Origin of the sequence: Algoriphagus sp. (assembly GCF_024305035.1) — a bacterium.
GTDB lineage: Bacteria > Bacteroidota > Bacteroidia > Cytophagales > Cyclobacteriaceae > Algoriphagus.
In genome coordinates, this window is sequence record NZ_JAMWZB010000042.1 from 1 (window position 1) to 17,018 (window position 17,018).

General features: G+C 41.8%; 19 protein-coding genes. 7 read left to right on the forward strand and 12 right to left on the reverse strand.

Annotation, left to right across the window (positions count from 1 at the left end):
- Positions 1–1,513: PKD domain-containing protein (locus tag Q0L00_RS18100; protein ID WP_297338307.1), on the reverse strand; the 1,513-nt coding region annotated here is incomplete at its 3' end.
- Between the two features lie 440 nt (positions 1,514–1,953).
- Here Q0L00_RS18100 and Q0L00_RS18105 point away from each other — a divergent pair.
- Together Q0L00_RS18105 and Q0L00_RS18110 are read left to right on the forward strand one after the other, a co-directional pair.
- Positions 1,954–3,387: an aldehyde dehydrogenase family protein gene (locus tag Q0L00_RS18105; RefSeq protein ID WP_297338308.1), complete on the forward strand. Its 1,434-nt coding sequence runs from the start codon at positions 1,954–1,956 to the stop codon at positions 3,385–3,387.
- 98 nt (positions 3,388–3,485) lie between these two features.
- Positions 3,486–4,358, forward strand: coding sequence for an alpha/beta hydrolase (locus tag Q0L00_RS18110; RefSeq protein ID WP_297338309.1), 873 nt, complete (start codon positions 3,486–3,488; stop codon positions 4,356–4,358).
- A 31-nt stretch (positions 4,359–4,389) separates the two neighbouring features.
- On the opposite strand, the gene Q0L00_RS18115 is transcribed toward Q0L00_RS18110, so the two are convergent.
- Positions 4,390–4,623 carry a hypothetical protein gene (locus tag Q0L00_RS18115; protein ID WP_297338310.1) on the reverse strand — a complete coding sequence of 78 codons (234 nt, stop codon included), beginning with the start codon at positions 4,621–4,623 and terminating at the stop codon, positions 4,390–4,392.
- The gene (locus tag Q0L00_RS18120; RefSeq protein WP_297338311.1) at positions 4,598–5,200 is read right to left on the reverse strand and encodes a sigma-70 family RNA polymerase sigma factor; all 603 of its coding nucleotides are present in this window, start codon (positions 5,198–5,200) and stop codon (positions 4,598–4,600) included. The genes Q0L00_RS18115 and Q0L00_RS18120 overlap by 26 nt, the downstream gene beginning before the upstream one ends.
- A 265-nt stretch (positions 5,201–5,465) precedes the next feature.
- Here Q0L00_RS18120 and Q0L00_RS18125 point away from each other — a divergent pair, with 265 nt between their 5' ends.
- Together Q0L00_RS18125 and Q0L00_RS18130 are read left to right on the forward strand one after the other, a co-directional pair.
- Positions 5,466–5,885 carry a DUF3127 domain-containing protein gene (locus Q0L00_RS18125; protein WP_363318565.1) on the forward strand — a complete coding sequence of 140 codons (420 nt, stop codon included), beginning with the start codon at positions 5,466–5,468 and terminating at the stop codon, positions 5,883–5,885.
- Positions 5,886–5,908: 23 nt separating this feature from the next.
- The gene (locus tag Q0L00_RS18130; RefSeq protein ID WP_297338312.1) at positions 5,909–6,370 is read left to right on the forward strand and encodes a hypothetical protein; all 462 of its coding nucleotides are present in this window, start codon (positions 5,909–5,911) and stop codon (positions 6,368–6,370) included.
- On the opposite strand, the gene Q0L00_RS18135 is transcribed toward Q0L00_RS18130, so the two are convergent.
- The 5 genes from Q0L00_RS18135 to Q0L00_RS18155 form a co-directional block, all read right to left on the reverse strand.
- The gene (locus Q0L00_RS18135) at positions 6,360–6,512 is read right to left on the reverse strand and encodes a hypothetical protein (protein ID WP_297338313.1); all 153 of its coding nucleotides are present in this window, start codon (positions 6,510–6,512) and stop codon (positions 6,360–6,362) included. The genes Q0L00_RS18130 and Q0L00_RS18135 overlap by 11 nt on opposite strands.
- Before the next feature lie 7 nt (positions 6,513–6,519).
- On the reverse strand, positions 6,520–7,044 hold the full coding sequence (gene purE, locus Q0L00_RS18140; protein WP_297338314.1) for a 5-(carboxyamino)imidazole ribonucleotide mutase: 525 nt from the start codon (positions 7,042–7,044) through the stop codon (positions 6,520–6,522).
- Entirely contained in the window at positions 7,041–8,177 is a 1,137-nt protein-coding gene (locus Q0L00_RS18145) for a 5-(carboxyamino)imidazole ribonucleotide synthase (protein ID WP_297338315.1), read from the reverse strand. The genes purE and Q0L00_RS18145 overlap by 4 nt, the downstream gene beginning before the upstream one ends.
- 71 nt (positions 8,178–8,248) lie before the next feature.
- Positions 8,249–8,395, reverse strand: coding sequence for a lmo0937 family membrane protein (locus Q0L00_RS18150; protein ID WP_297338316.1), 147 nt, complete (start codon positions 8,393–8,395; stop codon positions 8,249–8,251).
- Between the two features lie 158 nt (positions 8,396–8,553).
- Complete coding sequence (locus tag Q0L00_RS18155; RefSeq protein ID WP_297338317.1) at positions 8,554–10,317, reverse strand: DNA mismatch repair protein; 1,764 nt, start codon at positions 10,315–10,317, stop codon at positions 8,554–8,556.
- 271 nt (positions 10,318–10,588) lie between these two features.
- On the opposite strand from Q0L00_RS18155, the gene Q0L00_RS18160 reads away from it, so the two are divergent.
- Entirely contained in the window at positions 10,589–11,413 is an 825-nt protein-coding gene (locus Q0L00_RS18160; protein WP_297338318.1) for a hypothetical protein, read from the forward strand.
- Positions 11,414–11,467: 54 nt separating this feature from the next.
- A complete protein-coding gene (locus Q0L00_RS18165) occupies positions 11,468–12,145 on the forward strand; it encodes a nitroreductase family protein (RefSeq protein ID WP_297338319.1) in 678 nt (225 codons plus the stop codon).
- Positions 12,146–12,193: 48 nt separating this feature from the next.
- Here Q0L00_RS18165 and Q0L00_RS18170 read toward each other — a convergent pair whose 3' ends face one another.
- Genes Q0L00_RS18170 through Q0L00_RS18180 form a run of 3 tightly spaced genes read right to left on the reverse strand, consistent with a single transcriptional unit; the run spans position 12,194 to position 14,832 of the window.
- Entirely contained in the window at positions 12,194–13,018 is an 825-nt protein-coding gene (locus Q0L00_RS18170; RefSeq protein ID WP_297338320.1) for a mechanosensitive ion channel domain-containing protein, read from the reverse strand.
- A 33-nt stretch (positions 13,019–13,051) separates the two neighbouring features.
- Positions 13,052–13,756: a methyltransferase domain-containing protein gene (locus tag Q0L00_RS18175; protein WP_297338321.1), complete on the reverse strand. Its 705-nt coding sequence runs from the start codon at positions 13,754–13,756 to the stop codon at positions 13,052–13,054.
- Entirely contained in the window at positions 13,753–14,832 is a 1,080-nt protein-coding gene (locus tag Q0L00_RS18180) for a type III polyketide synthase (RefSeq protein ID WP_297338322.1), read from the reverse strand. The genes Q0L00_RS18175 and Q0L00_RS18180 overlap by 4 nt, the downstream gene beginning before the upstream one ends.
- A 92-nt stretch (positions 14,833–14,924) precedes the next feature.
- Between Q0L00_RS18180 and Q0L00_RS18185 the strand changes: the two genes are divergently transcribed.
- Positions 14,925–15,824, forward strand: coding sequence for a UbiA family prenyltransferase (locus Q0L00_RS18185; protein WP_297338323.1), 900 nt, complete (start codon positions 14,925–14,927; stop codon positions 15,822–15,824).
- On the opposite strand, the gene Q0L00_RS18190 is transcribed toward Q0L00_RS18185, so the two are convergent.
- On the reverse strand, positions 15,821–16,936 hold the full coding sequence (locus tag Q0L00_RS18190; protein ID WP_297338324.1) for an NAD(P)/FAD-dependent oxidoreductase: 1,116 nt from the start codon (positions 16,934–16,936) through the stop codon (positions 15,821–15,823). The genes Q0L00_RS18185 and Q0L00_RS18190 overlap by 4 nt on opposite strands.
- Positions 16,937–17,018 lie beyond the last annotated feature (82 nt).

Genomic DNA, 17,018 nt, shown 5'->3' on the forward strand with positions numbered 1-17,018 from the left:
TGTACCATTTGATGGTAAATCCAGCAGGAACTGTCGCACTCGCGGTAATGCTTTCGGCATCTCCTTCACAGATCGTTACATCTATCGGATTGGTTGGCGCATCTGGAGCGGGGTTAACAGTTATAGTTACCTCAACCCTAGCACTCTCGCAAAAATCATTGCTCTGACTTACCCAAACAGAATATACTCCTGGAATACTAGTATCAACTGAAGTAGGTGAAATTGGATCTAATGAATTTTCAGTTTGGTAAAAAATCAAATCAAGTCCATTTGTTGCTGTCACATCATAATCCAAACTTCCTGCTGCTTCACATACTGCCTGATCTTCCACTAAAGGAGTAGGAGTATTACCTTGTTGATCAATATTATAGGTTTGACTATTGGTACAGCCTCTTTCATCGGTTACTGTAACCGTGTAAGTTCCAATTGGAAGATTTGACTGAATTAATGCAGCTGGATCATCAAATACAAAGTTTTCATCGTCTGACGCCCATTCAATAGTATATTCACCAAAACCACCGATAAGTTGAGTAATTTCAATTTTACCCCCTGTACCCTCGGAACAATCAATATCCTCTTTTGAGGAAGAAATGGAGATTGGATTATAAACAGAAACATCTTGCGTCTCAGAGATTGAAAACCCATCATTAGTTACCGTAAGAGTTACAGGATAGGTTCCAGCACTTGGAAAAGTATAAGAAGGATTCTCAATAAAAGAATCCTCGTTACCATCGTTATCAAAATCCCAAGAATAAGAATAAGAAACTTCATCATTCCCTCCGGTTGTTTCATTAAAAAAATCTACCTCAAGAGAGCAATCTGTAATAAAAGAAAAATCAGGAACCAGTGGTGTAGTAACCGTAAAACCTTCTGCATTAGTAAAACACTGGGCGTCTCTTGTTGTGACTGAACAAGGCTCATCACCTTTAGCATTACCTGTACTCCAAGTTGCAAAAATATTTTCAACTTCCAATAATTCACCATAAGTCCAGGTAAATTCCCCAACCAAATATTCTTCGGTAAATGGGACCACATTTTCACCTTGAGAAACACATCCTACAATTGTTTCACGGGAACTCTCGATACCATCTCTAATTATATCGAACTGTGTATAAACAGAATACGCATTATTAGTACTCCCACCAAAAACAACATACAATGTCCCTATAATCTGAATACCTTCTACATTGGGGTCTTGATCAGCAGGCGGATTGTTCGGGTCAATGTCATTTCCATCGATGTCCCGAAAAATAACCTCTATTGCCGTCACATTATTCTGATTACAACCAGGAAAATCTTCTGGCGCTACAGGATAGCTACCTAGAATGTTTTCTGTATTAGTCCCTGTCACATTGCCTGGGTTTCCTCGACCTCCCTGAGCCATCAATTCTCCCGAGAATAGGAATAATCCTAGGAATAAAAACAGGAATACTTTTTGAAAAATCCCTTGGCATTCGGAAAAGCCTTTGCTTTTCGTGGGAGGGATAACCTGACAATTGGATAAGTTGTCCATATTGATAGAATTTAAAATTTTTTCGAGTTCGTTACTTTCTTCGTTACTTTTCTCATTTTCAACCGATTACTCAATCTTAAAATTGGCTTTTTGACCGCTTAACCGATATCTAACCTGTTTTTTGGAGCTTTTTTGACATCAATCATCATCTCACAGACAGATTTCTGCCATAAAAATACACTTTTATGTTTTTCATATCCAAGCTTTATTCGAAAAATTTTTTTACGTAATGCAATTTTTTTGGTATGAAATTATTTTTTATGCCTATAAAAGCACATTTTGTTTAACTTAACGCCTTTCTATCTTCCACAAGACGCCCTTTTTAAGCCCTTTTGGTGCTTAAAGTCAGGTAGTTTGACATAAATCAAAAAAATCTAAATTTCTATCCCCTTTCATACATTAAATCTACTTTTCGTCGTTTCCTTTTCCTTTCGCTTCCTATGGACTTTCAATTATCCCCAAAAAACACTTCCGCCTTTTCACAAATTTTTGATTCCCAATACCAAACCGCTCTGGACTGGCGGAGATCTTCTTTCGAGGAACGCAAAAATCGATTAATCAAAATCAGCAAGTGGATCAAATCCAATCAGGAAAGAATTCGGCAAGCACTGATCGATGATTTCAATAAGCCCTCAATCGAAACCGATCTTAGTGAAATATTCCCAGTCACCTCAGAAATCAACCATGCCCTCAAAAACCTGAAGTCATGGATGAAACCCAAAAAAATTAAAACTCCGCTGGCGATGGCTAGTACGAGCGCCTGGGTCCAATTTGAGCCTAAGGGAAGGGCATTGATCATCGCTCCCTGGAATTATCCCTTTAATTTGGCAATCGGTCCTTTGATCTCTGCTTTGGCGGCAGGTTGTACGGTGATGTTAAAACCCTCAGAAATGACACCTGCTACTTCCTTATTGGTACAGGAGATGGTATCGTCTTGCTTCAAGCCAGAAGAGGTTGCCGTCATCCTAGGTGATGCTACCGTAGCGGAAGGCTTGCTTAGCTTACCTTTTGATCATGTTTTTTTTACTGGAAGTCCTCAAATCGGCAAAGTCGTGATGAAAAAAGCCGCAGAGCACCTCAGTTCAGTCACGCTTGAGCTCGGAGGAAAATCCCCTGCAATCGTTGGCGCATCGGCAGACCTCAAAGATGCTGCGCAAAAAATCATATGGGGCAAACTGGTAAACTGTGGACAAACCTGTGTGGCACCTGATTACATTTTAGTTCATGAATCACAGCAAGAATTATTGCTTTCCGAACTCAAAATAGCCATTCAGCAATTTTACGACCCATACTATAAAGGCATTGAGCACTCTCCGGATTATGCTCGCATCATCAATGACAAACACTTCCAGCGATTGACAGGCTATCTGGATGACGCCATCCAAAAAGGAGCTCAGGTGGCTTTTGGGGGAAAAGCAAATCAACATCACCGGTATATAGAACCCACCCTACTTATCGGTACGGAAGAGTCTATGTCAATCAATCAGGAAGAAATTTTTGGTCCGCTTTTGCCTATTCTATCTTTCAGTGAAATCCAAGAAGCCATAGACTACATCAACCGGAAGCCCAAGCCCTTGTCACTTTATCTATTCAACCAAGACAAAAGTGAACAACAAAAAATCCTGCAACATTGCAGCTCAGGAAATGCTGTAATCAATGACTGTGTCTTACAATTTCTGCACAATGAATTCCCTTTTGGCGGAGTAAACAACAGCGGTATCGGAAAATCGCACGGTTATCACGGGTTTTTGGCATTTAGTAATGAAAAAGGGGTACTCAAACAACGGATAGGACTAACTAACGTAACATTGTTGAGACCGCCTTATGGGATAAAAACAAAACAAATCATCAATTCTTTAATCAAATGGTTTTAACTAAAATCGAGCCTGAGGTAGCCATCATCATCTGAGAGGCCTATCAATCCTACGATTCCATCTGACCCTTGAAAATCAATTATACACAGCTGAAACAAATGAAATCTACCTACCACTTTTTCCGATTTATCCTTCTTTTCACCACCGGTTCATTCCTTCTTTTTTCCTGCAGCAGAGAAGATGACATCGATCCTAATGCCCCACTTCCGGCTTTGGAGCTCTTGGATCAATCCTACGGAAATGACCCAAGACAGTCTTTTGACGTGTATTTGCCCGCAGGAAGAAGTAGAGAACAAACTCCGCTCCTAATTTACATCCACGGTGGAGCCTGGATCGACGGCAGCAAAGAAGAGTTTCTCCAATTTAAACCTTTGATGGAACAGTCATTTCCCGACTATGCCTTTGTGGCTATCAATTATCGGCTGTATGATTTTATCTCCCAAGATAATCCATTTCCTGCCCAAGAAAATGATGTGATTGTTTCCATGGAGAAAATTCTTTCAGAACTTGAAAATTGGAATATCTCTGATCAGATTATCTTAGCAGGTGGTAGCGCAGGTGGGCATTTGGCTTTGCTACATGGATATAAGCATCAGCCTATCGGAAATATCCAAGGGATCATCGCTTTTTTCCCCCCAACCAATTTATCCACCCTGTATGATTTCAACTTTCTCACCCAATCTGGATTAAATGAAATTCTGGAAGGAAGCCCAACTACCAACCCAGAACGGTATCAAAGCTCCAGCCCAGTTTCTTTTGTGGATGAACACACCATTCCCACGATTTTCTTCCACGGAACAGAGGATACAGTGGTGCCTATTTCACAAAGCGAAGAACTGGAGGAAAAACTGATCCAATTTAATGTTCCCCATCAATTCATCACTGTTCCGGGACAAGGACATGGTTTTGATCCTGGCACCTATGCAAACCTCATCGAAGAGGCAGCTCAGTTTATTCGAGATAATCCATAAAAAAACCCCGCTCAAGCGGGGTACCGAATTTTCAGACTTTTTGCAGTCCCGTAGATTTGGCTTTGTATTTTATCGCCTTTACTACTTTTTCCGAAGGTTGAAGCTGGATTTGATCCAGGGACTCTATCGCGCTCAGCATATCCAAATATTCTTGCATCAGATTTTGATCACGATGCAAGGCCTGCATTAAGAGTTCTTGTTCTACCTCCGGCATTTCCTGATAAATATATCTTATCAGGTCATTTGGGGTAAATGGTTTTATCATAGGCAAAGTTTAATTGTTTCATTTTCTTTCTTAAATGTATCAACGCATAGCGCATTCTACCTAAGGCAGTATTTATACTCACTCCTGTCTGATCAGCAATTTCCTGAAAACTCATATCCATATAGTGCCTCATAATCAGCACTTGTTTTTGAGCATCAGGAAGTTCTTCGATCAATCGTTTTACCAACTCGACTCCCTCTTCCCTGACTTGCTTGTCTTCAACATTCTCATCAGCAAACTGAAGTGAATTGAAAATACTTGAGCCATCTTCCATCATGATGGTCGGGTAACGTTTGGCCTTTCTGAAATGATCGATCGCCAGATTATGGGCAATACGCATCAACCAAGGCTTAAACTTTCCCTCCTCATTATACTTGTCTGAATTCAGGGTATGAACCACTTTGACAAATACATCCTGGAGAAGGTCTTCAGCAAGACTCTGCTCTTTCACAATGAGAAATATGGTAGTATATACTTTAGACTTATACCGATCTACCAAAAGATCAAAGGCAGCTTCACTGCCATTCCTATACTGAGCTATCAACTCGCTGTCCTGGGGACCTATTCGCTTACTCATTTGGATTTGGTTTATGAACAACGTAAAAGTCTAAGCCATAGTATTTTTTTAGCGTGAGAGATATGAAACAATTTTAAAAGTATCATTTTGAATGAATTGAAGCAAAGAAACGCTGTGCAATTTTTTTAGAAAATTTATTTTGATGAGGAAATGAAATAAAATTTGGAAAATCAAGTCAAGACCAACGAAAAATGGCCGGAGTTGATGTTTTCCTATTCTGAATTTGCAAAGTCTTTGACAAATCTTTTCTTTAAACCCCACCCAATTGAGCTATCCTTTCGGGGATTTACCGCTTCATTCCTTACCTTCGTTATTCAAATTAACCAGTGAAGTAAAAATGGAATTAAGCGGAAAAGTAATTCAAAAACTACCCGAAGTAGGTGGAAATTCAAAAAATGGCAATGCCTGGAGAAAACAGGAATTTATATTGGAAACTCCCGGACAATATCCCAAAAAAGTCTGCGTCGCACTTTGGGGTGACAAAATCGAGCAATTTGGACTACAGGTCGGTGAGCAAGTCAGCCTCAGCGTGGATGTTGAAAGCCGTGAATATAACGGACGCTGGTACACAGAGGTAAAAGCGTATCGTGTCGAGCGAAATGGAACAGGATCAGCTGGAGCCGCCTCTACTCCAGAAGTTGATACCTTTCATGCAGACGGCGAAGAAGATCAATTGCCATTTTAAGTTCACTTGAACAATTTTTTACGATGTGGGACGATTTTGATGACCAGGATCCCGACTTTGACCAGGAGGGAAATTTTAATTTCGAGAACGATCAAGGAAAAGTCTTCCAGCATCCGCTGATGAAAAAGGCCAGAGATATCGTCGGGCTCACCAAGGCCCTAGTGGGTAGTCTGGATGAAGCCCGACGAGAACTCTATGGCTCCATGATGCTGGAGGATGCAGTTTCCCTTGGCGCTAAGTTTACAGCAGCAGAGGGGATCACTGATTTTGTGCTAAAAATGGAAAAGGCCATGTTAATGAAAATCCATGCCAAAAGCCTGTTTTCCATGAGCTATCAACTCGCTTTGGAAGAAACACATGCTGAAGAACACCTACAACTCCTCAGAGAATCGATCGATGATTATCGATTACTTTTTGTAGACTGGGTCAAAGACTTTGACCCCAAAGAAAAGAGTGATGATGGTTGGGGAATCTTTACCGATTAGTTTGAGTGCCAAATTGAAAGCCCATATAGGCCCCTGCGATCATCAGCAAAACGGTCAAAAAAATTAATAGCAAAAGCACATTCAATGGGATTTCCCATGGGAATCCGCTGATTTTGAATCGGATAGGCCTTTTCCAGTTCATGGGGTTGTTATTTTTTAGCTAGTGCTTTTTTCCAGCCAATACTTGAGAGTTCCTCAGCAGAATGCTCGACTTTTTTGCGAAGGGACTCCTTATATAAATCCAGCTTCTTTGCTACCTCCTGTTCAAAAGCCCCTACTATGGAGGCGGCTAAAATCCCCGCGTTTTTTGCGCCATTGAGGGCAACTGTAGCAACAGGGATTCCTCCCGGCATCTGTAAAATGGACAAAATACTATCCCAGCCGTCAATCGAGTTCGAACTTTTCACCGGCACACCTATGACTGGCAAACTGGTCATAGAAGCGACCATTCCCGGAAGATGTGCCGCTCCCCCCGCCCCGGCGATGATGACTTTGAGTCCCCTTTCTCGGGCTGAACGGGCATAATCGACCATCCGATCAGGTGTACGATGTGCGGATACCACAGTCAATTCAAAGCCAACGCCCAACTCTTCTAAAATTTCGGCCGCCTCAGCCATTACCGGAAGGTCCGACTGACTCCCCATGATGATTCCTACCTGTGCTGTCTGACTCATGATTTGATTTTTATAAGATCTTTGATTCGGTTTGCTCTCTGCTTTAAATTTTCCACTTCTTCATCCAAAATGGTAACATGTCCCATTTTTCGGAAAGGTTTGGTGATTTTTTTCCCATAAAGATGAATATATACCCCACTTTCAGCCATGGCTTCTTCTCTTCCTTCCACAATCGCTTCTCCAGTATACCCTTCTTCTCCAAGCAAATTGATCATGGCGGCAGGACAGCGCAAATCAGTATCCCCAAGTGGCCAGTTCATCACCGCTCGAAGATGCTGCTCAAATTGTGAGGTAAAATTGGCTTCAATAGTATGATGACCGCTGTTATGCGGACGAGGAGCTATTTCATTTACCAAAACCTTTCCCTCTTTGGTCACAAACATTTCCACAGCCAGAATCCCCACCATGCCAAGTTTCAGAATTACAGATTTGGCTATTTCTTGAGCCTCTTTTTCGATTTGGACGCTCACCTCTGCTGGCGCAAATAGAAATTCCACCAAATTGGCCGTCGGATGAAAAGCACATTCAACGGAGGGATATACCTTTAGCTCACCGGATTCATTTCTGGCAACAATTACTGCAATTTCCCGGTCAAAATCGATCAGCTTTTCCAGTAATCCCGGCGCATCAAAGGCATTGGCTAAATCTGCTTCGGTACGAATGACCTGAACTCCCCGCCCATCGTACCCATCTTTACCCAATTTATTCACTGCCGGTAAAAAATTCTTTTTGGAAATTACATCCGCTTTATTTTCTGTCAATTCAAATTCTGCAGTCGGAATACCCGACTGCTGGTAAAACTTTTTTTGTTCACGCTTATCCTGAATCAGGCGAAGAATATGTGGCTGCGGAAATACAGCTACTCCCTCAGATTGTAACTTTTCAAGGGCATCGGTATTGACACTTTCGATTTCAACAGTGATGATGTCACAGTCTTTGCCAAAATTATACACCGTGTCGAAGTCTTTTAATGACCCGCAAACAAATCGCTGGGCAATATCCCGGCAAGGTGCCTGCGGATCCGGATCTAAAATGTGTATATCCTGATTGTAATTAATGGCTGACTGTATTAGCATTCGGCCTAGTTGACCTCCACCTAATACCCCTAAAATTTTTGATTTCGACGCTTTCATTGGCTCAAAAATAAAACAATCTGCAGGATAATCCTGCAGATTGTACTACTTGACTGGCTTAAACCCTATGGCTAAGCCCTTTTTATAAATTTAAGCAATAGCGCAATTACCGCAATTACTAACAGAATATGGATCAAACCCCCAACACTATACACAAAAAACCCCAAGATCCAGCCGATAACCAAAATTACCGCAATCAAATACAATAGTGAGTTCATAATAAAATAGAATTTAGTGAAACAAAATTTATAATAAGATAACAATAATCGGGCGAAACTTCAATTTCAACTGTTTACCATTTGTTTTTTAGCGGTCAGATGAAATCTCGCAGGCTTGACAATCCTTGACGTGAGTGACAGGTTAGTCAAGCGCGATTTTATCTAAATTTGATTCCCATCAGCTCCATCAATTTATGCGCATTGAAACTAGGACACGCTCCTTCCTTAATTTGGTAATCGAAGTCGATTTTATCATCAAAAACTGCCGAATGAAAGCTGAAATTTCGGACTCCTTTCATTCGATTCTCCATACTGGCAAGCTCGATATCATGAGTACTGATGATTCCTAATCCCTGAGTCTTGAGCAGTTGGGCGATCAGCGCCTCACTCCCTGCAATCCGATCTTCTGTGTTGGTTCCCTTTAGGATTTCATCCAAGAGAAAAAAAATCGGCTTTCCACTTTCCAAGCTATGGATGAGCGTTTTTATGCGACTGAGTTCTGCATAAAATGAACTGACGCTTTCTCCTAGATTATCGGTATTTCGCATACTGGTGTAGAGATCAAATTCTCCCACTGTCAAATCTGTTCCAAAAGGACGTAAACCCAAGTTTACCAAAACCAAATTGATTCCCAAAGTCCGCATAAAGGTGGTCTTCCCACTCATATTGGCCCCAGTCAGCAAAACTACCTGAGAAGAATCTCCTAAGCTAAATGAATTGGAAACGGCCTTTTCGGGCAATAACAAAGGATGCGTCAGGTCTTTAGCCCTGAAGACTAGTTGATGGGAATGATGTACTTTCCCTTGACTGCCTAATTCAGATTGGAATAAGCCAAGAGAAACCAAAACCTCCCAATAGGCTAATTTTTCGGGGTAATCGGCAAGAACTACCCCATGGGAATTTTTCCACTTGACCCAACTCCCATACAGTATAAGGTCAGTCCAAAAGATCAAATTTACCGGTAGATAGAGAAGGTTCAATCGATTTTGGATCCAAAGTCCCAATCGATCCAGTCGCATCAATTGCTCGGAAGCCAAGCTGGTTTCCTGCTTGAAGAGGGCTTGTTCCCGCTTGAGAAAGTCAGACTGGAAAGACTCCGCTTCGATTAATTGTACCCATTGGACAAAAGTCTTAAGTGTTTGTCGATTGGGGATTTTTTCAGCCGCTGTTTTCAGGGATTTGAAAACCATCCCCAAAAAGAAAAGACCTATTAAAACCCAAAGCCCAAGAATCGCACTTGGAATCAAGCCCAGGTAAACCAAAGTCAAGACAGTAATTCCACCCATCAATCCTATCCAGCCCAAAACCAGTAAAAAGGATTTGGGTGACTCCTTTTCCTTAAGCCAATCAGTCCACCCTATTTTCTCCTGCTCTGGGTCAAAAAATGCTTTCCCCACCGATTCCATACTTTTCAGAAATAGCGGCTTCCCCCCCAATTCATCAATTGCCTCTCGGAGTGCGGTTTTTTCAGGTACCTGTATGGCGGCTTTCATCGCATGAGCCAATAGCTTCTTCCCTCTAGTGGAACTGCAATGATTGACAAGCTGGAAGAGTGAATGCTCGCCAAATAAGTCAAGATCATTGGCAAAAGGATGGTTCTTTTCTCGAAATTCCTTACCCTCTTCCAATTGATCAAGTTTACGGTTTTTCCGCCATGTGGACTCTAATTTCATTTGCTGGAGTGCAGTAGTGATGGACTCTTGATCCTTGATGAAATTGAATCGCCTAACCGACCAAACAAACCCAGCGGTTAGCCCCAGCAAAATGAAAAACCACCAGCCAGAATGGGAAAAGAACAATACCACGGCGGCAATCAACCCCAGAAAAAGTACCAGACGAATCAACGAAAACAGCCCTGCCTGGCGGTTGAGTTTAGAAATCTGATTTTGAAGATCTTCCTCTGAAAAATTAAATTTATTCATCTTCAAATATACGGTTTGAAAAGATCAATAGTAATTTCGCTTAATTCCTTTAAATTTACTAGAAGAACAAACCCCTTTAAATCATAGATTTACAGTGAGATGCCTGAAAAAAAAATCAAGAAAATACCGAAGACTTTTGGGAGAAACTTCCTTCTGTGAGGGGAATGGGTTCATTTCCTGTGGCCCGTACAAGTACCCAAACTATCGGTTGTGCATCAAAATCAACAAAAACTAACTCCAAAAATTAATAACTTACTTTTAAAGCAAAATTATGAAAAAGTCATTCCATTTATTCTTCGTTTTGGGTCTTTTTACCTTGATCCTATCCAGCTGTGGTTCTGACCCTGTCGATGAGCTCCCAGAGCCTGATCTATCGGTGATCAACGATGATATTCAGATCAACCGAACCTTTGAAGATTTGGATAATTATACGCTTACCGTTCTGGAGGAAAATGGCCTTGGCGCCCGGATCTTCCAATCCCAGCTCGATCAAATTTGTGAAGGAGTGGATATCAGCATAGACCAAGAAAACCGCCGTATTGTTATTGACTTTGGGGAAAGCTGCATCAATTCACAAGGAATCGAACGAAAAGGTATCGTGACGCTTGTGTACAGCGGGAACTTTCTTTTTCCCGGCGCAACCGTTCTCACCACCTTTGAGGGCTATGAGGTAGATGGACTCAAAATTGAAGGCACACGGTCCATCATCAACAGTGGCATTGACCTGATCAATAATCAGATTTCACTGGCGGTCACGGTAGAAAATGGCTTGATTACTTGGCCTGATGGAAGTTCTGCAACCTATGAATCCGATCAAGTACGAGAGGTACGACTGGGAAGTGAAGGCTATGAAATCAATATTACCGGAACAGCCTCCGGCACGGCAAGGACAGGAATTGCCTATACCTCTCTGGTAGAAACTGCTTTAGAAGTCAACCAGCCTTGTGTGGAATCGGGAGTTTGGATTCCAAGTGCAGGAGTTTTGATCTTCAATTATGAAAACAGTTCTGTAACCGCAGATTTTGGGGCAGGAGATTGCGATCGTACACTTACTCTGACCTATCCTGGAGGCAGCCAAGAAATTACGGTGGATTAAATTCTAAAAACGGCTGAATTAAATTCGGCCGTTTTCATTTCTAAGCCAAATCTAATGAAACGAAAAGAAATTGATGGTTTCCCTTATGTAAGCTATTCAAGACCAAGGATTACCGATTCCGAATCCATCGAGAAATCGGTAGACTTTTTTCATTCCCTTAGCCAGCGCAGAACAGTCAGGGAATTTAGTACTCGACCAATCCCAGAGGAAGTCATCAACAACCTGATCAAAACTGCTGGATCAGCGCCTTCTGGAGCCAATAAACAACCCTGGACATTCTGCGTAGTTAGAAATCCTCATCTCAAAAAACAAATTAGAATCGCAGCCGAGGCAGAGGAAAAACTGAATTATTCTTCCCGGATGTCTGCGAATTGGATTCAGGATTTAAAGCATTTGGGGACGGATTGGGAAAAACCCTTTTTGGAAGATGCACCAGCCCTGCTGGTGGTTTTCAAACAATCGTATGGAATCAAAAATGGCCAAAAAATTCAACATTATTACGTGTCGGAGTCTGTCGGTATTGCCTGTGGATTTTTAATTGCTGCCATTCATCAAGCGGGCTTAGTTACAGTGACCCATACCCCCAGTCCCATGAATTTTTTGGCCAGTATTTTAAACCGTCCCAGCCATGAAAAACCATTTCTTTTACTCCCGATCGGGTTTGCAAAGGAAGAAACCTACGTCCCTGATATCGAAAAGAAATCTTTGGAAGATATTTTGGTCTATTATTAAAACAAAAAAGGGAGCATGGCCCCCTTTAAAATTCCCTTGTTATTCCATTTAGCTCATTTGATGGACCACGCGTTGGGGGAATGGAATTTCAATTTCATTTTTCTCAAATTCCTCATTAATTTTTTCCATCCCATCAAAATACAGTGACCAAAGGTCTGAAGTTTTAGCCCATACACGGACCGTTAAATCCAAGGAACTATCGCCAAAATTAGTTAGGTAAACTACCGGTTCAGGGTCTGTGAGTGCTCGATCATCTTCTTGGAAAATCTTCAAAATGATTTCCCGTGCTTTCTTTATGTCTGTTCCGTATGCGACTCCTACGCTAAAATCCGCCCTTCGGGTCTCTTGAGTGTTCATATTAACAATATCATTGTTAGCCAGACTTCCATTTGGAATAATGATTTCTTTGTTGTCAAAAGTCGTCAAATGCGTATATAAAATATCGATTCTTTTTACCACTCCGGTATGGCCCTGAGCCTCTATAACATCATTTACTTTAAACGGCTTAAACAGTAAAATGAGGACTCCTCCCGCAAAATTGGAAAGTGAACCCTGCAAGGCTAAACCAATTGCCAAGCCTGCAGCACCCAAAATAGCCAAGAAGGAAGATACCGGAACACCCAATATCGTGGCAACTCCGATAATCAAGGATACGAACAAGAGCAGGTTGACCAGTCCAATCAGAAAATTATTTAGCGAAGGATTGTCCTCTCGCTTGTTGAGAACTTTGGTAAATCCGGATACCAATTTTTTAACGATAAATTTACCAACGATGTAAAATACTATCGCATAAATCAAACTGGGTACAATCTGTCCTGCGAGTTCAACAGCTTTTTTAAGTAAGGCGTCTGCCATTTCTGGTGAAATTTCCATAGTAGTTATTTTTGTGAAAGATTTAGGTGTTTGTCAAATGGGAATGACGAGCTGCCATCGAAAAGCCCAAAACCAACGTAATGAATAGGACTTTATATCGGCTTGATCGAGAATCCTCTGCCAGTCTTGCCTGGAAAAGCTCCTCATAACAGATAGTGGCGCATCGTTTCGTACCATGTTAGAATTACTAAAAACCCGTGTAAGCCATTTGATGCTATAATAGGCCAAGGGGTGTCGATGCAAATCGTTAATTACAATACCCAACCGCGCCTTCTGTCGAAAGGCAGCCAAAAGATCAACTAATTCCCCATCAGTAAAGTGATGAGTAAAAAGCGTACAGGTCAATACATCAACTTTTTCCTTGATAAAATCATCCGAAAATACATTCTGCACCTGCCAACGGACGGAAGTTTTACTTGTCATCCTAACCGATGCAAGCTCAATAATGTTCCGGTTGGCGTCAACACCGACAAAATCGACAGCATGTTGATGCTTTTTTGCCCAATCATCCATCACCTGAATCATATCTCCACCTCCACATCCAATATCAGCTACCTGGTAAATGCTTTGAGGATGTTGTCTAAAAAGTTGTTGCAGCCCATGAGTGGTCACTTTATTTCCTCCCAGCCATCGGTTAATGGTCTTGAGCTCACGCAAGGTCTGCTCCAGCTCAGCACCTGAACAGTCCAAGTCATCCATAAACTCCTTTTGCTCACTTCGGTGGGAAAAATCACTCATGACTTTTCAAGCAGTAAGGTTTCTAAGGTAAGCCCTGGGCCAAAACCCATAGCTAAAATATCTCCTTCAATTTTAGGGTCGTCCATCATTCGTGCCAAGACAAAAAGAATAGTAACTGAGGACATATTCCCAAAATTTCGCAAAACTTCCATCGCATGTTGATTCATCGATGGATCCAAACCAAATGCTTCCTGAACTTTTTGCAGAATTTGCTTGCCTCCTGGGTGAATTGCAAAATTCTTGATGTCAGCTAGCCCAAACCGCTGCTCAAAAATCGCTCTTAATTGGTGAATTCCTCCCTCCAATAAGGCGGGGATATACTTAGTCAGGCGCATCTCAAATCCAAAATCACCGATGGACCAAGCCATGTCCTTTACCCCTTGCCTGAGTACCTGACTGAGGTAAGATTTGATTTTGAGCCCAGCTTTTGCTCCAGTGATCAAAGCGGCCGCAGCCCCATCTCCAAAAAGGGAATTGGCCAGCAGGTGATCTTCTGAGTATTCCTTTTGAAAATGAAGAGTACACAGCTCCACACAAACAAGCAAAACTTTTGCTTCGGGTTCGGAACGCACGATTTTATCTGCCAACTTAATTCCGGTAAATGCAGCATAGCAGCCCATGAAATGCAGGCAATACCGCTCCACCGAATCAGAAAGCTGAAGGCTTTGCATCAGCTCCAGCTCCACACCGGGTGCAGTCATTCCGGTACAGGAAACCAAAATGAGATGGGAGATTTCGGTTGGATGGGTTGCGGATTTTTGCAGACAATTTAAGGCTGCCTCAGCACCCAAGGTTGATGCATTTTCCTCAAATACCCGCATCCGAGCTTTAGTACTTGGAAAAGGCTCCAGCTCATCATTACTGGGGAAAAAGCGAAAGTCGCGGGAATGGGCTTTATCAAAATCGGTTAATACGCTATATCGGGTATCAATACCCGATTTCCGATACAGAAAGTTTAATTTTCTCCCCTCCACTTCATCAAGGCCATGGGCCTGCTTCATAAATCCAGCGATGGAATGTTGGGAAATGGGCTTTCCGGGATTAGCTACACCAATACTAATTAGACTGGAATTCATCTGATCAAGTTAAGAGATTATTTCTAAATTAGAAGGATAGGAGATAAACCACCCTACTCCAAGAAGGTTATCAATTCAATCTACTAAAGCCCATGATCACCAATTCCAGCATCAAGCACCTTCGGATTCCCTTTTCTCTATTTCTCCTTCCGGTATTTCTTTTTTCATTGGCATTTAGCCCTAATCTCGATAGCGAGCGAATTTTACTCGTTTTTCTTATTTTGCATATTTTCTTATACCCTTCGAGCAATGGCTACAACAGCTATTTTGACAAGGATGAAAAAAGCATCGGAGGCATCAAAAACCCACCCAAAGTCACCCCTGATCTTTATTGGGTTTCTTTGGTGTTTTTTGTGATTGCACTAGGAATGGCGTTGAAAATAAGCCTTGCATTTGCAACGATGATTTTGGCTTACGGCCTGGTGAGTATGGCCTATAGTCATCCAAGCATCCGACTAAAAAAATACCCATGGCTGAGTTGGTTTGTAGCCGGGTTATTTCAGGGATTTTTCACTTTTGGGATGGCTTATGCAGGATTGAGCGACTTTGGTTGGGATGTCCTTTTGAAACCCCATGTCATCTTCCCGGGCATGTTAACCTCCTTGATGCTGTGGGCTAATTATCCACTGACACAAGTTTATCAACATGAAGAAGACGCCAAAAGAAATGATTTAACCCTGAGCAGAAAATTGGGAGTAAAGGGAACTTTTGCATTTTCCTCTTTCTTTTTTCTGCTGACCGCAGGAGGGTTTGCTTGGTTTTTTCTAAGTAGAAATCAAGAATCAATACTTTGGGTGTATTTGGCATCCATGCTTCCGGTGGTGTTATATTTTATGCTTTGGTTTTATTTTGTGAGACAAAATCCCCAAAAATACGCCAACTACTCCTGGACAATGGGGATGAACGCCATCTCTGCGGTTCTTTTGAATGGATTTTTTATTTATTATTTTCTGGAAAATACCCAGATAATGCAGGCTGTTCAAGGATATTAAAATGGAGTCCCATGTGTGTTTTTTATAATTTTTTGTGCCAAAAAGGGACTTTTATCCAATAGGTGAAAGGCAAACCGGGAGGAAAAGGAAGAGCCAAAGAGCTTCTGCGCCCAGCGCCCCACCATCAATCGCTGCCTAAACTGCATGTTCCAGTTAGTCTGATAAATCTGCTCTACTTCCGTCCGGCTTCCTCCTGACTGAATGGCTTGAGCGGCTAATTTTCCCGCATGGATTGCCATGGCCATTCCATTTCCACAAAGTGGGGTAATTAATCCAGCGGAATCTCCTGCCATGAGCAGGTGATTTTCTACCGGGTTTTTGGATTCAAAATTGATCTCATTAATGACCTCGGGTCTATCCAAAAGAAATTCACTTTTGGTAAAAATCGACTTGAGCAGGGGATTTTTCCAAAGAATCTTTTCTTCCATTTTTTCGATTGTCCCAAAGTACCTGAGCTGCTCACGGCTTCCCAAATAACACAAGTTAAACTTTTGATCTTCGATTGCATTTACGCCGCAGTAGCCCCCTTCAAAATTATGCAAGGCCACAACCTTAGGGTCCAAATTAGCTCTGATATGATACTTAACGCCGATGTAGGGACTGCGTTTTTGAATAAAAGCGCGATTAAGCACCTTATCGATTTTAGATCGTTTGCCATGAGCACCAATAACAAAGTCTGCCTGATATCGTGCGCCACTGGCTAATTCCAGCTCAAATTGGTCTTCCTTGGCATTAAAATTCACCTCAGTTACATGGGCACCCTCCAAAACTTCAACCCCACATTCCCTTGCCTTCTCCATCAACCAATGATCCAAAACAAACCTACTGATTCCAAAGCCACCTAAATCAAGCTTCAATTGGGTCCTTTTTCCTAAAGTATCGGAAAACTCAAAATTCTCAATCTTCGGAGTATCGATTTGATGGGGGTAAAATCCCTCCCGATTTAAAAAGTGGATGACTTCATTGGAAATATATTCTCCGCAGACCCGGTGGAAAGGATATTGTTTTTTTTCGAACAAGGAAACCTCATGTCCGGATTTGGCCAGTAAACTCGCCGAAACCAATCCGGATAGCCCTCCGCCTATCACTCCTATTCTTCTTCTTTTTTGCACAAAATTGCCTTTAATTTGATTTCATAACCGCCCATCAAAAATTAAGTTTGAAAAGCGTCCTATCCCAGTTTTTGAAGGTTAT

Coding starts and splice junctions, on each gene's coding strand:
- Q0L00_RS18105 (WP_297338308.1), top strand. CDS start 1,954: ATGGACTTTCAATTATCCCCAAAAAACACTTCCGCCTTTTCACAAATT.
- Q0L00_RS18110 (WP_297338309.1), top strand. CDS start 3,486: ATGAAATCTACCTACCACTTTTTCCGATTTATCCTTCTTTTCACCACC.
- Q0L00_RS18115 (WP_297338310.1), bottom strand. CDS start 4,623: ATGATAAAACCATTTACCCCAAATGACCTGATAAGATATATTTATCAG.
- Q0L00_RS18120 (WP_297338311.1), bottom strand. CDS start 5,200: ATGAGTAAGCGAATAGGTCCCCAGGACAGCGAGTTGATAGCTCAGTAT.
- Q0L00_RS18130 (WP_297338312.1), top strand. CDS start 5,909: ATGTGGGACGATTTTGATGACCAGGATCCCGACTTTGACCAGGAGGGA.
- Q0L00_RS18135 (WP_297338313.1), bottom strand. CDS start 6,512: ATGAACTGGAAAAGGCCTATCCGATTCAAAATCAGCGGATTCCCATGG.
- purE (WP_297338314.1), bottom strand. CDS start 7,044: ATGAGTCAGACAGCACAGGTAGGAATCATCATGGGGAGTCAGTCGGAC.
- Q0L00_RS18145 (WP_297338315.1), bottom strand. CDS start 8,177: ATGAAAGCGTCGAAATCAAAAATTTTAGGGGTATTAGGTGGAGGTCAA.
- Q0L00_RS18150 (WP_297338316.1), bottom strand. CDS start 8,395: ATGAACTCACTATTGTATTTGATTGCGGTAATTTTGGTTATCGGCTGG.
- Q0L00_RS18155 (WP_297338317.1), bottom strand. CDS start 10,317: ATGAATAAATTTAATTTTTCAGAGGAAGATCTTCAAAATCAGATTTCT.
- Q0L00_RS18160 (WP_297338318.1), top strand. CDS start 10,589: ATGAAAAAGTCATTCCATTTATTCTTCGTTTTGGGTCTTTTTACCTTG.
- Q0L00_RS18165 (WP_297338319.1), top strand. CDS start 11,468: ATGAAACGAAAAGAAATTGATGGTTTCCCTTATGTAAGCTATTCAAGA.
- Q0L00_RS18170 (WP_297338320.1), bottom strand. CDS start 13,018: ATGGAAATTTCACCAGAAATGGCAGACGCCTTACTTAAAAAAGCTGTT.
- Q0L00_RS18175 (WP_297338321.1), bottom strand. CDS start 13,756: ATGAGTGATTTTTCCCACCGAAGTGAGCAAAAGGAGTTTATGGATGAC.
- Q0L00_RS18180 (WP_297338322.1), bottom strand. CDS start 14,832: ATGAATTCCAGTCTAATTAGTATTGGTGTAGCTAATCCCGGAAAGCCC.
- Q0L00_RS18185 (WP_297338323.1), top strand. CDS start 14,925: ATGATCACCAATTCCAGCATCAAGCACCTTCGGATTCCCTTTTCTCTA.